Genomic DNA, 14,089 nt, shown 5'->3' on the forward strand with positions numbered 1-14,089 from the left:
GCTGGTGCATACGGGAACCAGCAATGGCATATCTTATCTAAAGTATATTTGCAGCAGTAGCGAGAGGCCTCAATGCTCAAGACACGGCGCCGCCGACTGTGGCCACCCTGGTCACCCTGGCTCGCTTGCATATGTGCCGGCGTGCTGCTCCTTACGTGGAGCAACACTGCCGCCGCGCAAGCGCCGAAGGAACACAGCGAGCTCGATGCCACGGTCGTCGCGCCCTTTCGCGCCGCGGCCGGTGCACGGACAACGCAGGCGCGCACATTTGTCCTGCACCTCGCCTATCCCGACGAAGGCCGCACCCATGCGGTGCGCTGGACCCTGACCTTGTCCGGCCCTGGGCCGCAAGGCGCCGTGCTACGGCACTGGTCGGGCACGAAACAGGTGGGCGCTGGCGGCCAGAGCGTGAACTTGCCCTGGGATGGCCACGCCGACGCCGATGCGCGCGGACGGCGCATGCTGGCGCCGGACGGTTTGTATCAGTTGCGCCTGCTGGCCATGGCCGATGCCGGCACGCCGCAGGAAGCGCTGGTGGAACAGCAATGGCAAATCCAGGTACAGCGGCGCGCAAGCACAGCGCCCAGGGTGCCCGCCTTCCAGGCCGGCCTGCAACAACTGCCCAACCTGGAAGGCCAGCCCGGCTACCGCATCGTCTACGCCAACCTGCACAGCCAGACGCGCCACAGCGATGGCGGTGCGGCGCTCGATGCCTGCCATGGCGCGCAAGACCCGCAAACGGCGCCCTACGGCCCCATCGACGCCTATCAATATGCGCAGCAACATGGCCTCGACGCCTTGCTGACTTCCGAGCACAACCATATGTATGACGGTTCCGACGGCACGAATGGCGCTGCCACCCCTGCCGAAGCGATAGCCCTGTACCAGACGGGCCTGGCCGAAGCGGCCGCGTATTCGGCCGCCCACCCGGGATTTTTGGCCCTGTACGGCATGGAATGGGGCGTCATCAACAAGGGCGGCCACCTGAACATCTTCAATAGCGAGCAGTTGCTGGGTTGGGAAAGAAATGCCCAGGACCAGCTGCTGGCCGATGTGGAGACGCCGAAGGGCGATTACGCGGGCCTGTACGCGCTGATGCGCGAGCGGGGCTGGCTTGGCCAGTTCAACCACCCGGCGCAAACGGGCCAGTTTCTCGTCGATGGCCAGCCGCTGGGCTACACGCCGGACGGCAACGCGGCCATGGTGCTGTGCGAAGTGATGAATACGTCCGCCTTTTCCACCAACGACCAGGAAACGGAGGCGCGGCGCAGCAATTACGAGGCGGCTTGCAACCAGGCCCTGGCGGCCGGCTACCACGTGGCCTTCAGCAGCAACCAGGACAATCATTGCGCCAACTGGGGCGCGTCATATGGCAACCGCACGGCCGTGCTGGTGGCCAGCCCGGCCGCCGGCATGCCCGTTTCACGCGACAGCTTCCTTGAAGCGCTGCGCGCGCGCCGCGTGTTTGCCACCATGGACAAGCACGCGCAGCTGCTGTTGACGGCCAATGGCAAGTTGATGGGCGAGCGTTTCGATAACCACGGTCCCTTGCACCTGGCCATCAGCTTCAGCAACAGCGCTGGGCGGCAAGCGGCGGCCGTCGCCATTTTCCACGGTGTGCCGGGAAGCAACGGCTCCGTCACACAAGTGTCGGATCAGGCCGAGGTCACCTTCACGCCCGCGCCCGGCCCCCATTTCTATTACGCGCGGCTGACGCAGGACGATGGCAACCTCGTCTGGTCGGCGCCCGTGTGGGTCAATCAATTGCCGTGATGGTGACAGAGGTGGCGGGATGCCGGGCCGTCAGTTCGGTCACCCAGTCGATCGCAAAAATGCAGGTTTTCCCTCGCACGATTGCCCGCCGCAGCGTACGCTGGCACTGATCTATGGCAACATGGCAGCGCCGTTTTGACAACAAGGCGGCGCAACCGACCAAGGCCAGGAAACGGAATGAAGCCAAAAGCGCTGATCATCGCCAGTATTGAAGCGTTCTTGCTGGAGCCGCTGATCGCAGCGGGCTTCAAGTTCTCGCCAGGCCAGCTGACCTTCAAGCGCACACAGAACGAATTCGTCCAGGCCATCCATTTCCAGGCCAACCGATACAACGAAGAGCATGTCTGCGTGGCATTCTGGAGCCACTATCAGGTGTCGTCCAGTTCCTACACATCGTGGCACAAGGCGCGTTACGGCTATGAACCTGTCAACAATATCGTTGGCGGCGTGGCGGACTGGAATATCCCGAACTGGCAATCCCCTGTCATCGATGGCAAGGAGGACAAAGAACACCAGCTCGTCGATCCGTCCCATCGAGCAACAGTCATGGCCTGCCTGCGGGACAATCTGCTGGAGTTGGCCATTCCCTGGCTCGACCACCGGTCCAACTGGGAAAATGCGGCCCAGGCCCTTGTCGAAGCGCAAGGCTCGCATGCCAGGGCATGCGATTTTTACCTGATGGCGGGCAATCAGGTAAAAGCCTTATGGGCCTTGAACGAAGGCATGGCCTACTGGGAAAGAAACCCCAAGGCATCTTATCCGCAAGAAAAAGAGGAGATCGCTTTGCGTATGGAACACTACTTCAATACGACACCAATCTGAACCATGACAGAGATCACTTGCCCCTACCACGACGCCTGCGGCCATCATTTTGACAGCAGCGCACTCGATGCAGCCGATGGCGCTTTTCTGAAATCGGCCCTCGGCAAGAGCATGACCTTCATGTTCCTGCACTGCCCCGCATGCTCAAGGATATTCCAGTTCAATCCAGTCGCCTGGACAGCGCAGGCTTCCGAAGCCGTCGCCCCCAAGGTCGCGAAGAAAAGCGGCAAGCAGCTGGAAAAATTGCTGGCAAGGGAAAAAGTGGCCCTGCCCCAGGCCTATCTCGATCACCTCCACAGCGGAAAGTCGCGGCGCGACGTTGCGGTTTTCAGCGATGAAGATCCCTTCACGCTGTACAGCCTGGATGCGCTGTGCAAAGAGGTCGATGTGGATGGAACCAGGTATCTGGCAGTCAGGCAGCTGGCAGGCTTTGCGCAAGCCCTGGAGCAAGCGGCGGGAGCAGCTTCGAAGCAGGCAGCACCGTTCAGCCCCGCCGAGCTTGCGGCTTGCCTGGCCATCGGCGAGGAAAACACGCGCATCCTGTTCATCGACAGCCGCGACAACGAGGCATTGTGGATTTATCACCCTGACGGCGGCGATGTCGACAAGACACGGCTCACCGTGACCTCCCTGATTGGGCCCGGCGTATGCTGAAGGGCACAACACGCCGCAGATTCTGCGGCTTGCTTCCATTCCAGCAAACAATATTGGAAAAGTAACTATTTTTTAAGTAGTCGTCCACAGACACTGGTTCCTCACAGCAATCCATGGCACCATGGCTGCGCCGTTTTGCCTGCAACGCGGCCTCCATCGGACCAACCAGGAACCCTATATGTCGTCATATCGTACCTTCGCCAGCAGCATGCTGCTCGGCCTGGCCGCAGTGGGCATTGCCCATGCACAAGCACCCACGCCCGCCGCTTCCACTGCGCCGGCCGATCCCCATTTGTGGCTGGAAGAAGTCCTTGGCGACAAGCCGCTGGCCTGGGTCAAACAGCATAATGCCGTCACCACCAAGGAATTGGAAGCCCAGCCCGGCTTCCCCGCCCTGCAGGCGCGCCTGAAAACCATCCTCAATTCAAAGGAACGCATTCCCTACGTCAGCAAGGAAGGCGAGTTTTACTACAATTTCTGGCGCGACGCCCAGCATGTGCGCGGCATCTGGCGCCGCACTACCCTGGCGCAGTACCAGCAAGCCGAACCGACCTGGGAAACCGTGATCGACCTCGACCAGCTGGCCGCCGGCGAAAATGAAAACTGGGTCTGGGGCGGCGCGACCTGCCTGTATCCGAAGGGCGAACGCTGCCTCATTTCCCTGTCGCGCGGCGGCGGTGACGCCAAGGTGGTGCGCGAGTACGACGTGGCAAAACGCGCCTTTGTCGACGGCGGCTTCATCCTGCCGGAAGCGAAGGACAGCGACGACTGGTTCAGCCTGCCCGAAGCGAAGGGCAGCGCCAGCTGGATCGACCAGGATACCCTGTTAGTCTCCACCGATTTCGGCCCCGGCACGATGACCAGCTCGGGCTACCCGCGCATCGTCAAAGAGTGGCGGCGCGGCACGCCGCTGGCGCAGGCGCACACGCTGTATGAAGCGAAAGCCGACGACCTGAGCGCGGGCGCCTACAAGGACTTCACGCCCGGCCACGAACACCAGTTCATCGAGCGGCAAATCGATTTCTACAGCGGCGAAATGTTCCTGCGCGACGGCGCCGAGTTGAAGAAAGTGCCGAAACCGGACGACGCGACGGCCTTCACCGTGCGCGACCAACTGATCATCACCCTGCGCTCGGACTGGAAAGTGAACGGCAAGACCTATGTGCAAGGTTCGCTGCTGGCCACGGATTTTAATGCCTTCATGCAGGGCAAGCAGGAGCTGGAAGTGCTGTACGCACCCACGGCCACGTCTTCGCTGGACAATGTCACGGCGACGAAATCGGCCATCCTCGTGACGACCCTGGACAAGGTCAAGAACCGCCTGACGGAACTGCGCCACGTGAACGGCAAGTGGCAGCGCCGCGCCGTCGATGCGCCGAAACTGGGCACCCTGGCCGTCAGCGCGCTCGATCCCGTCGACTCGGACCAATACTTCCTGACGGTGACCGACTTCCTTAACCCGACCACCCTGTACCTGGCCACGGCACAGAGCGACAAGCGGACAAAAATCAAGTCGCTGCCCGCCTACTACGACGCGGCGCCGTACAAGGTTGAGCAGTTCGAATCGACGTCGAAGGATGGCACCAAGGTGCCGTATTTCGCCATCATGGGCAAGAAGACGAAGTTCGACGGCAGCAACCCCACCGTGCTGTATGGCTACGGCGGCTTCGAAGTGTCGCTGAAACCAAGCTACAGCGGCACCACCGGCGTGGCCTGGCTGGAAAAAGGCGGCGTGTATGTACTGGCGAATATCCGCGGCGGCGGCGAATTCGGCCCACGCTGGCACCAGGCGGCATTGAAGGAAAACCGCCAGCGCGCGTATGACGATTTCATCTCGGTGGCGCAGGACCTGATCAAGCGCAAGGTCACCAGCCCGCGCCACCTGGGCATCATGGGCGGCAGCAATGGAGGCCTGCTGACGGGCGCCGTGCTGGTGCAGCGTCCCGATCTGTTCAACGCCGTCGTCAGCCAGGTGCCGCTGCTCGACATGCGCCGCTATAGCAAGATGCTGGCGGGCGCCTCGTGGATGGGAGAGTACGGCGACCCGGACGTGCCGGAACAATGGGCCTACATCAGCAAGTACTCGCCGTACCAGAACGTCTTCAAGGACAAGAAATATCCGCGCGTGCTGTTGACCACCTCGACGCGCGACGACCGGGTCCACCCTGGCCATGCGCGCAAGATGGTGGCGAAGATGGAAGAGCAAGGCCACGACGTGCTGTACTGGGAAAACACGGAAGGCGGCCATGCGGGCGCCGCCAACAACGACCAGCAGGCACTGATGTGGGCGCTGACCTACACCTTCCTGCTGGAGCAGCTGAAGTAAAGTGGTGGTGTCGGATTACGCGGCGTGGCCGCTAATCCGACCTGCCCGCCCTCAGGCAGTTACTTCGCCTGCGCGCTGGGGCGTTCGGCGATGCGGTCACGGTAGGCCTGCAAATGCTGCAGCCCTTCCGCGCCGGGCCGGTACTTCATCAGGCCGCGCGCGAATTCCAGTGCGCAGAAAGCCGTGATGTCGGCAATCGTGAAACGCTCGCCGGCGATGTAGGGCTGCTGGGCCAGCACCTGGTCCAGCCATTGCGCCGTCTCGCGCAGCTTGCCCGCCTGCGCCGTGGCGAAGTCGGGAAACTGCGGGTTTTCCAGCGCCACCAGGGCCGGATGGCCGTGGCGCACCCAGTTGGCGGCGGCGCTGAACAGATGCAGTTCCACGCGGCGGTCGGCCATTTCAATGAAGGCGCGCTCCTCGAAACCTTCGCCCATCAGGTTCGGCTGCGGCTGCAAGCCTTCCAGGTAAGTGCAGATGGCGCGCGTCTCGGTCAGCACGCGTCCATCCGCCAGCTCCAGCACGGGCACGCGGCCCAGCGGGTTTTTTGCCAGGAAGGCGGGATCGCGGTGCTGGCCCGCCATCAGGTCGAGCGCCACTTCCTCGATGCCTGCAATGCCCTTCTCGGCGATGAACATGGTAACGCGGCGTGGATTGGGCGTGCGAGGGCTGATAAACAGTTTCATGTGCAGGTCTCGTCTCGTTGTAGTGGTGGATGGTGGTTGACAATCAGCTGCGGCCCCAGCCTGTGGCAAGGCAGTCAGGCGCCCATCATACCAGCGCACCGTCATGGTGCGGCAGCTCTGGCGCGTTGACTTTGCCCCAATTTCCACTTAGATTGCTGTACGGGAACGCTGGCTTTCAGTTCCAGCGATGTCCCCCAACCGCCATCAACGCTCGCAGCCTACCCGGCTGGCGGGCGTTTTACTCATGAACCAAGGGCATACCATGCATCGCACACCGACTCCGCGTTTCCGCCGCAGCCAACTGGCCGCCGCCGTCCTGGCACTGACCGCCGTCACCGCCGTCATCCCAGGCCAGGCCGCACCCGCCGCCAAATACGCGTCGGCCAGCCACGCCCTTGGCACCACCACGCAGCTGCCGCGCGGCGTCACGCCTTTGCACTATATCCTGTCGATCAAGCCGGACGCCGCCGCCTCGACCTTCAAGGGCGAAGCCGCCATCAAGGTGGCGGTCGACACGCCAACGGCCAGCATCACCTTCAATGCCTTGAACCTGGCGTTTGCCGCCGCCGCCATCGAAGGCGCGGGCGGCAGCAAGCAGGTGACGCGCAAGATCGATATCGATGCGGACAAGCAGACGGCCACCGTGCATTTCGCCGAGCCCCTGGCAAAGGGCGAGTACCTGTTGCGCATCGACTACACCGGCAAGATCGGCACGCAGGCCACGGGCCTGTTCTCGCTCGATTACGACACGCCGCAAGGGCGCCAGCGGGCGCTGTACACGCAGTTCGAAAATTCCGACGCGCGCAGCATGCTGCCGTCGTGGGATGAACCGGACTACAAGGCCACCTTCGCGCTGGACGTAGTCGTCCCGAGCAACCAGATGGCCGTCGGTAACATGCCGATCGCCAGCAGCGAAGAACTTGGCAATGGCATGAAGCACGTGTACTTCGCCACCACGCCGCGCATGTCGACGTATCTGCTGTTCTTCGGTCTGGGCGACTTCGAGCGCGCGACAAAGATGGCCGACGGCACGGAAGTGGGCGTCATCACGAAGAAGGGCGCGCTGGCGCAAAGCCGCTTCGCGCTCGACGAGTCAAGCGCCCTGCTGCGCGAATACAACGATTATTTCGGCGTGCGCTACCCGCTGCCCAAGCTCGACAACATCGCCGCGCCGGGCCGCAGCCAGTTCTTCGGCGCCATGGAAAACTGGGGCGCCGTCTTCACCTTCGAATACGGCCTGCTGCTCGACCCAACCATCTCGACGCAGACTGACAAGGAAAACATCTACACCACGCTGTCGCATGAAATGGCGCACCAGTGGTTCGGCGACCTGGTCACCATGCGCTGGTGGGACGATTTGTGGCTCAACGAAGGCTTTGCGTCGTGGATGGAAAGCCGCACCACGGAGCGTCTGCACCCGGAATGGAACACGGCCCTGTCCAACGTGAGCGGGCGCGAATCGGCCATGAGCCAGGACGCCCTGCGCACCACGCATCCGGTGGTGCAGCGTATCGCCACCGTGGAACAGGCCAGCCAGGCCTTCGACGGCATTACCTATCAAAAAGGCGAAGCGGTGATCCGCATGCTCGAAGCGTACGTGGGCGCAGACACGTGGCGCACGGCCGTGCGCAGCTACATGCGCAAGCATGCGTATGGCAATACGGTGTCGGACGACCTGTGGCGCGAAGTCGATGCGGCCGCCGGCAAGCCTGTCAGCGCCATCGCCCATGATTTCACCCTGCAGCCGGGCGTGCCGATGATCACCGTGGGCCAAGCCGTGTGCAGGAAGGGCCGCACGCGCGTGACCCTGACGCAGACGGAATTTTCCAAGGACCAGCCGGACAAGAAGCCGCTGTCGTGGAAAGTGCCGGTGATCGCTTCGACGGTCGGCAACGGCAAGCTGGCCAAGGTTGTGCTCAAGAATGGCAAGGCCACCCTGAACGTGCCCGGCTGCGGCGCCCTGCTGGTGAACGCGGGCCAGAGCGGCTACTACCGCACCCTGTACGCGCCAACCGGCACGCGCGCGCTGGCGGGCAGCTTCGCGCACCTGGCGCCGATCGACCAACTGGGCTTGCTGGCGGACAGCCAGTCGCTGGGCATGGCGGGCTTGCAAGACCCGGCCGGCTTCCTGGAACTGGTGAAGGCCACGCCGCTGTCGGCCGACCCGCAAGTGCTGGGCCGGGTGGCCGGGTCGCTGAACGGCCTGTATGAACAGTACGCCGGCGATGCCGCGCGCCAGCAGGCTTTCGGCCGCTTCGCCATGGCGCGCCTGGCGCCGATGATGGCGCAGACGGGCTGGGAAGCGCGCGCCGGCGAAGCGTCCAGCGTGGCGACCCTGCGCGGCCGCCTGATTTCCATCCTCGGCGACATGGGCGAGCCCGGCGTGATTGCCGAAGCGCGCCGCCGCTACGCAGCCAGCGAGCAGGCCGGTGAGCAAAATGCTGCCGCCATGCCAGCGCCGCTGCGCCGCACCATCCTGGGCGTGGTGGCCCAGCATGCGGACGCCGCCACCTGGGAGCAATTGTACGCCAAGGCACAGCAGGAAAAGACGCCGCTGGTCAAGAACCAGCTGTACGACTTGCTGGCCTCGACCGACGATACGGCCCTGGCGCAGCGGGCGCTGGCGCTGGCGCTGACGGATGAACCGGGCGTGACCAACAGCCCGGCCATGATCTCGCGCGTTTCGCGCAGGCACCCGGAACTGGCCTTCGACTTCGCGCTGGCGCACCTGGAGCAAGTCAATGCGCGCATCGACGCCAGTTCGCGCAGCCGCTACTTCCCGCGCCTGGCGGCCGGTTCGGCGCAGCCGGAAATGATCACCAAGCTGGAAGCGTATGCGCAGGCCAACCTGCCGGCCGGCGCGCGCGGCGACGCCGACAGTTCCGTGGCCGGCATCAAGTACCGCATCAAGGTACGTACCGAGCGCCTGCCCGCCGTCGATGCGTGGCTGGCGCAGCAAGCGGGCTAAGCGCCTGCGCCCGGCGCCGCAGTACTACGGCGCCGGGCATTTCCCAGCCCTGTACAAAAATCCGGGCAAAAAAAACCGGCTTCGCAAGTCGCGGCAGCCGGTTGAAACGCTGTTTCAGAGCGCAGGGATAAAACGGGAAACACATGAAAAAGTGGAAATCGTGCCGGTCATTGAGGTGTCCGGCAACCTTGCGCTCGGGGTTTCCGTGCGCCATGTATCCACTATGCCAGTCCTTCCGCCTGGCAGGCTTAGGACTTCATTAAAGCCCCTGCATTTTCCCGCTTTTACCCTGCATGCCTTGCCATCGCAGCAATTTCACGCTGCGCCAGCCTGTCTGGTGCCGATGGTTGAGCTCACCGGCTAAGCTGTTGAGTCATGCCTGCATCCTATCGCTCCCGGAACGTAGTGATTTGCGCACCGCATGCTGTGTGCCAACAAAAGCATCATAGCAGTGCCATATGACCGGCTTATGACGTAACGCTAAGGTGCGGCGCCCTCCTTCACCGATCGCTTGACACCCGTCAATTCGATCTCCACTCGGCGGTTCGGCTGCAAACAGGCGATCAGCGCGGCGCGCGGCGCCACCTTCTCGCAGGCGGCGACGGGTTCGGCCTTGCCCTTGCCATACGCGCTGATGACATTCGCGATGCCTTGCTCGCGCAGCAACTGCTTCACCGTCAAGGCCCGCCGCTCGGACAGGGCCTGGTTATAGCTGTCCGTACCCAGGCGGTCCGTATGGCCCGTCACGGAAAGCGTATCGATCTGCACATAGCCCTGCTTCAGGCGTGCCGCCAGTGCGCGGATTTTCTCTACGCCCTGCGGCAACATGTCGGCCGCGCCAGCCTTGTCGAAGCGGAACAAGGCGTCCATGTCGAGCGTGATGCGTTCATGCTCTATGCGCGGCGGCAAAATTTCCGGCTGCGGCTGCGGTTTCGGCTTGTCAGCCGGACACGCGGCTGCCGCGGACTGGGCTGCCGCCTGCGCATCCTCGGCCAGCTGCACATACGGATTCGCGTGGCGCCAGCCCTGCTGCTTGTATTCGTTGCCAGCATGCACCAATTCCACTTCGCCGCACGCCACCTTTTGCGCCGCGCAGGCGAAGCCGGGCGACTCGCGCAGCTTGCCAAAGCTGGCCCACAGATCGTCGCGCAGGCGCGTGGCGTCGTTCACCAGCGGCGTGGCGTCGCCGGGATTGGACGTGCTGCCGTCTTCCAGCGCGGCAACGATCTTGGCCGATTCCTGCAGCGCCTGCAGGGGAAAGACCGAGCGGTCGTTGCGCGTGTATTCGTGGAAAGACACGTCGAGCCAGCATTGCGCCTTGGACAGGTAATAGTCGCCCACGCGCACGCCGCCGTCGTTGAGCTTCTTGATGCGTTCCTGCAGCAGGCGGTAAGCCTGCTGGTCGGCAGAGACAGCCTGGTCGCTGATGCGCAGCTGGGGCATGGCCAGCGGCGCCGTTGGCAGGGTCGGCGTGGCCGCCTGGGCCAGGCCCATGGCCAGCAGGCTGGCGAGCGGTATCAGTTTCATCATCGGAGTCATCGTCGGTATCAGTGAGGGAGTCATGGTAGTTTTCATGGCCGGGCCAGGGTACGGTTGATGGTGGCGTCTTTGCCTTTGAACAGGTTTTCATCGAACTTGAAGCGCAGGCGCAGATACGGTCCGCGCGCCGTGTAGTCGGCGCCCGTCAGGTCGCGGTCGGAAAAGCCCGACCAGTTGTGGCCGGCCGACAGCCACAGGTTTTGCGCCAGCAGATAGCCCACTTCGACGCCGTTGGCCCACTGGCGGCTGCCCCCTTGCGGGCTGCCCATCACGGCAGCCAGCACGCCGAAGTCCCAGTGCTTGCTGATGTCGTAGACGGTGCGCCCGGAAAACAGCCACGCCGTGTACTTTTCCTGGCCCACAGGCAAATTTTTGTCGTGGTTCTGCTTGGCGGCGACCCTGCCCGTGAACCACCATGGACGGCTGGGGTGGTAGTCAAGGTGCGTGGAAACGATGTGCGCGCGGTAGTTGTCGCCGTCGATCTGCGACTGGTCGCGCACCGTCTTGTATTCATAGCGGGCCAGGCCGTTGAAACGGTTGTCGTCCACGGGACGCCAGGCAAAGCCCAGCTGTGCCCGGTCCTGCAGCACGTTGCCCACGGGCGCGCCACTGGCATCGTCGTTGTTGCGCGTGTACAGCAGGTAGTTGCGTGCAAGCAAAGTCCAGTCACGGCTCAGCTTGCGCGCCCAGGCGATGGTATTGAGCCATTGATCCTGGCGCTGGTTGCCGGGCGCGATTTCGCTGTCGAACAAGCGCCGGTACTCGAGCTTGACGGAGCCGCGCCACAGGGGATTGACCGAGTAGTCGAAGCCTGCCGCCACGGCCACGGCTTGTTGTTGCTGGCCGTTCATGACTTTCAGATATTCCACATTCGTGTTCGCCGCCAGGCCTTCGCCCAGGTTCCACGTGTTGCGCAAGCCGGACGCCAGCTGCAAGTCGCGCTGGTTGCTGAGGCTGTAATCCATGGCGTCGCGCATGCGGTACTCGCCAAACACGGTGCCGCCCGGCATGTAGCCCGTGTCCGCTCCGGCCACGAAACTGGTGCTGCGGTCGGCCGGATTGAGCGAGTAGGCGGACGCCAGCCCCGTCTGGTTTTCATAGCGCGCGTACAGCCGGCTGCGTTCGGCCAGCTGGTATTGCGCGCCAAGGCCGTAGCGGTGCTGGTCTGCGTCGGAAATGCTCTTTTCCACGTCGCCATTCAGGGTCCAGCGCTCCGTGGCCTTGTATTGCGCGCCCAGGCGCACGGTGGTGGCGTCCAGCGGCACCGTCGCGCCCGCGCCCGCGCCGGGATTGACGGGCGCAAACGTGGTGATGCTGCCACCCGTGACGGGATCGATGGCCGTGTTGGCCGTGCCGTTGCCAAAGAAGCCGCCCGTGGGATTGAGACCCGTGCCCAGCGGCGAGGTATTCGGCGCGATGCCAGCCGTCGACGGCATGCCGCCACTCTCCTTCATGTGCTGGATAGAGACGTCGAGCAGCCAGCGTTCGCTGGCGTTCCAGGCCACGCCCAGGCGCTGCGCATCGCGGCGCGCGTCCGTGCTGCGCTCGTCGCTGCGGATGGCCTCGCCATACACGGTGACGGCGGGACTGAGCTTGTAGCCCGCCTTCACGCCCGCCTCGCCCCGTCCGCCCGTGATGCCGGCCGCCGTGTTATTGAAATCCTTGTCGGAGCGGCTCCAGTAGGCTTTCGCTTCCAGCTTCTCATCCTTGTGCTGCAGCTCGACCCGGGCCGCATTGCCGCTGACTTCATCGCGCAGCTCGCCCGCCTGGCCCGACGGCGTCGTGTAGATGCTGCCGCCCGCGCTGTAGCTGGTGGACATGGTGCGCGCCACTTCGAGCACCAGCAGGCTGTGCTCGCCGAAGCGCAAGCCCGCATTGACGCTGTGCAATTTGTACGGCGACAAGGGATTCCTGTCTTCCACGGCCGAGCCACCGAGCGAGACCATCTTGCCCAGCTGTACTTGCCCATCCACGCCCAGGGTCCAGAATTTTTCGCCGCCCTGGTCCACCTCATAGCTGATGCGTATCGATTGCGGGTCGCCATTCGGCGTCAACGCGGGGATCGCCTGCTTGAACAGGATGCGCCCGCTGAACGGTTCGAAGCTGTAATCCTCGAAGCGGTGCAGCGGCGTCACTTGCACGATAGTGCCGTTCTGGTTCTTGTCACGCACGACGATCTCGATCTTTTCCGAGTTTTCGATGGCGTTGTTGTTGCGCACGGCAAACGGGCCCGAAGTACCGTTCGCCCGGTATTCCTCGACCACCTGCTTCAGGCTATCGTTGATGGCGAAGGCATTGGCGACGATGCCATCCTGTTCGTAGTGGCCGCGGCCGCCCGTGGCCGTGCGGTTGTACTGGCCCAGTTTTCTCTGCTGCAAGTTGGCCACGGCACCGCCGCCCGTCATCTGGCTGAAGCCGTCGCCGGTGGCGAAGTCGCCATACAGCACATAGCTTTTTTGCTGGTCGATGCGCACGTACAGGCGGTCGCTGGAGCGGGCGTCGAAGTTGCGCACGGAACTGTCGCCGTAGACGGGATAAAACTCTTCCGGATTGACATCGCGCAAGAGACGCGCGCGCGTATCCTTGTCCGAATCGTAGGCGGCTGTCAGCAAGGCGTCGCCACGGATCGTCCCTTTCAGGAACATGGCCGCGCGGCCCGCCACGTTGGCCTTGCCATTGTTGAAGGCCCTGCTCCAGCGCTGAATGTCGCGCTCGAAACCATCATTGAAGCGCGACGGCGAAATGGAACTGCTCGACAGGCTGCGCTTGCTGATGATGCCGTCGATCAAGCCCACGGCCAGCATGTCGCGCAATTCTGGCAGGAAACTGATCGTGCCCTGCGCCGCCACGCTGCCGGCCGACACGCGCAGCAGCACGTCCTGCGGCGTGGACGGGGCCAGCAGGCTGAAGCTCGCCAGGCCATCCTCCACCGTCAGCTGCGTGCCCGGCGTGACCTTGTCCGCATCGCGCCGCTCGGGGCCCAGTTCATCCGTGCGGGCGCCGGGCAGCAGGATGCGACCGCCGCTGGCCTCGATGGTGAGCAAGGCCGTGCCTGTCAAGGGCGTGCCCTGCGCGTCAGACAGCCTGACCGTCACCTTGACGGGGCTCTGGCCATCGGCCGGCACGCCATTCCCATCCGTCTCGACGGCGATGCGCGCCACGCCCCGGTTGATCGCATAGTCGGCAAGGCCCACCTTGCCCGCAAACAAGGATGGCGCTGCCACGCTGTCCGGCACGGGCATCTGGGCCTGGCTAGCGGCCGGGAAGACCAGCAAAGCCAGTATGACGGCCATGCGCCGGGGCGCGGGGAGAGTTCTCTTCATG

The 14,089-nt window shown here is 63.8% G+C and carries 9 protein-coding genes; 6 read left to right on the forward strand and 3 right to left on the reverse strand.

Features of this window, described 5'->3' with window-relative positions; all coding sequences use genetic code 11:
* Window positions 1-141 precede the first annotated feature (141 nt).
* The 4 genes from ACQ4WY_RS04775 (at window position 142) to ACQ4WY_RS04790 (ending at window position 5,575) form a co-directional block, all read left to right on the forward strand.
* Entirely contained in the window at window positions 142-1,773 is a 1,632-nt protein-coding gene (locus ACQ4WY_RS04775) for a CehA/McbA family metallohydrolase (RefSeq protein WP_436503043.1), read from the forward strand.
* 177 nt (window positions 1,774-1,950) lie between these two features.
* Window positions 1,951-2,595, forward strand: coding sequence for a DUF4304 domain-containing protein (locus ACQ4WY_RS04780; protein ID WP_436503044.1), 645 nt, complete (start codon window positions 1,951-1,953; stop codon window positions 2,593-2,595).
* 3 nt (window positions 2,596-2,598) lie between these two features.
* Window positions 2,599-3,249 carry a hypothetical protein gene (locus tag ACQ4WY_RS04785; RefSeq protein ID WP_436503045.1) on the forward strand — a complete coding sequence of 217 codons (651 nt, stop codon included), beginning with the start codon at window positions 2,599-2,601 and terminating at the stop codon, window positions 3,247-3,249.
* 178 nt (window positions 3,250-3,427) lie between these two features.
* Entirely contained in the window at window positions 3,428-5,575 is a 2,148-nt protein-coding gene (locus tag ACQ4WY_RS04790) for a prolyl oligopeptidase family serine peptidase (protein ID WP_436503046.1), read from the forward strand.
* A 59-nt stretch (window positions 5,576-5,634) separates the two neighbouring features.
* On the opposite strand, the gene ACQ4WY_RS04795 is transcribed toward ACQ4WY_RS04790, so the two are convergent.
* The gene (locus ACQ4WY_RS04795; protein WP_353656433.1) at window positions 5,635-6,258 is read right to left on the reverse strand and encodes a glutathione S-transferase family protein; all 624 of its coding nucleotides are present in this window, start codon (window positions 6,256-6,258) and stop codon (window positions 5,635-5,637) included.
* Window positions 6,259-6,520: 262 nt separating this feature from the next.
* Between ACQ4WY_RS04795 and ACQ4WY_RS04800 the strand changes: the two genes are divergently transcribed.
* Together ACQ4WY_RS04800 and ACQ4WY_RS04805 are read left to right on the forward strand one after the other, a co-directional pair.
* Entirely contained in the window at window positions 6,521-9,226 is a 2,706-nt protein-coding gene (locus ACQ4WY_RS04800) for a M1 family metallopeptidase (RefSeq protein ID WP_436503047.1), read from the forward strand.
* On the forward strand, window positions 9,198-9,590 hold the full coding sequence (locus tag ACQ4WY_RS04805; protein ID WP_436503048.1) for a hypothetical protein: 393 nt from the start codon (window positions 9,198-9,200) through the stop codon (window positions 9,588-9,590). The genes ACQ4WY_RS04800 and ACQ4WY_RS04805 overlap by 29 nt, the downstream gene beginning before the upstream one ends.
* Window positions 9,591-9,706: 116 nt before the next feature.
* On the opposite strand, the gene ACQ4WY_RS04810 is transcribed toward ACQ4WY_RS04805, so the two are convergent.
* Window positions 9,707-10,789, reverse strand: coding sequence for an OmpA family protein (locus ACQ4WY_RS04810; RefSeq protein WP_436503049.1), 1,083 nt, complete (start codon window positions 10,787-10,789; stop codon window positions 9,707-9,709).
* 8 nt (window positions 10,790-10,797) lie between these two features.
* On the reverse strand, window positions 10,798-14,088 hold the full coding sequence (locus ACQ4WY_RS04815; protein ID WP_436503050.1) for a hypothetical protein: 3,291 nt from the start codon (window positions 14,086-14,088) through the stop codon (window positions 10,798-10,800).
* Window position 14,089 lies beyond the last annotated feature (1 nt).

It is taken from the genome of Janthinobacterium salmonicoloratum, from assembly GCF_051380845.1.
Classification (GTDB): Bacteria; Pseudomonadota; Gammaproteobacteria; order Burkholderiales; family Burkholderiaceae_D; genus Janthinobacterium; species Janthinobacterium lividum_F.

Bases quoted from the DNA above. Each gene is read 5' to 3' on its own strand.
- ACQ4WY_RS04810 (WP_436503049.1), bottom strand. From the start codon at position 10,789: ATGACTCCCTCACTGATACCGACGATGACTCCGATGATGAAACTGATA.
- ACQ4WY_RS04790 (WP_436503046.1), top strand. From the start codon at position 3,428: ATGTCGTCATATCGTACCTTCGCCAGCAGCATGCTGCTCGGCCTGGCC.
- ACQ4WY_RS04800 (WP_436503047.1), top strand. From the start codon at position 6,521: ATGCATCGCACACCGACTCCGCGTTTCCGCCGCAGCCAACTGGCCGCC.
- ACQ4WY_RS04805 (WP_436503048.1), top strand. From the start codon at position 9,198: ATGCGTGGCTGGCGCAGCAAGCGGGCTAAGCGCCTGCGCCCGGCGCCG.
- ACQ4WY_RS04780 (WP_436503044.1), top strand. From the start codon at position 1,951: ATGAAGCCAAAAGCGCTGATCATCGCCAGTATTGAAGCGTTCTTGCTG.
- ACQ4WY_RS04785 (WP_436503045.1), top strand. From the start codon at position 2,599: ATGACAGAGATCACTTGCCCCTACCACGACGCCTGCGGCCATCATTTT.
- ACQ4WY_RS04815 (WP_436503050.1), bottom strand. From the start codon at position 14,088: ATGAAGAGAACTCTCCCCGCGCCCCGGCGCATGGCCGTCATACTGGCT.
- ACQ4WY_RS04795 (WP_353656433.1), bottom strand. From the start codon at position 6,258: ATGAAACTGTTTATCAGCCCTCGCACGCCCAATCCACGCCGCGTTACC.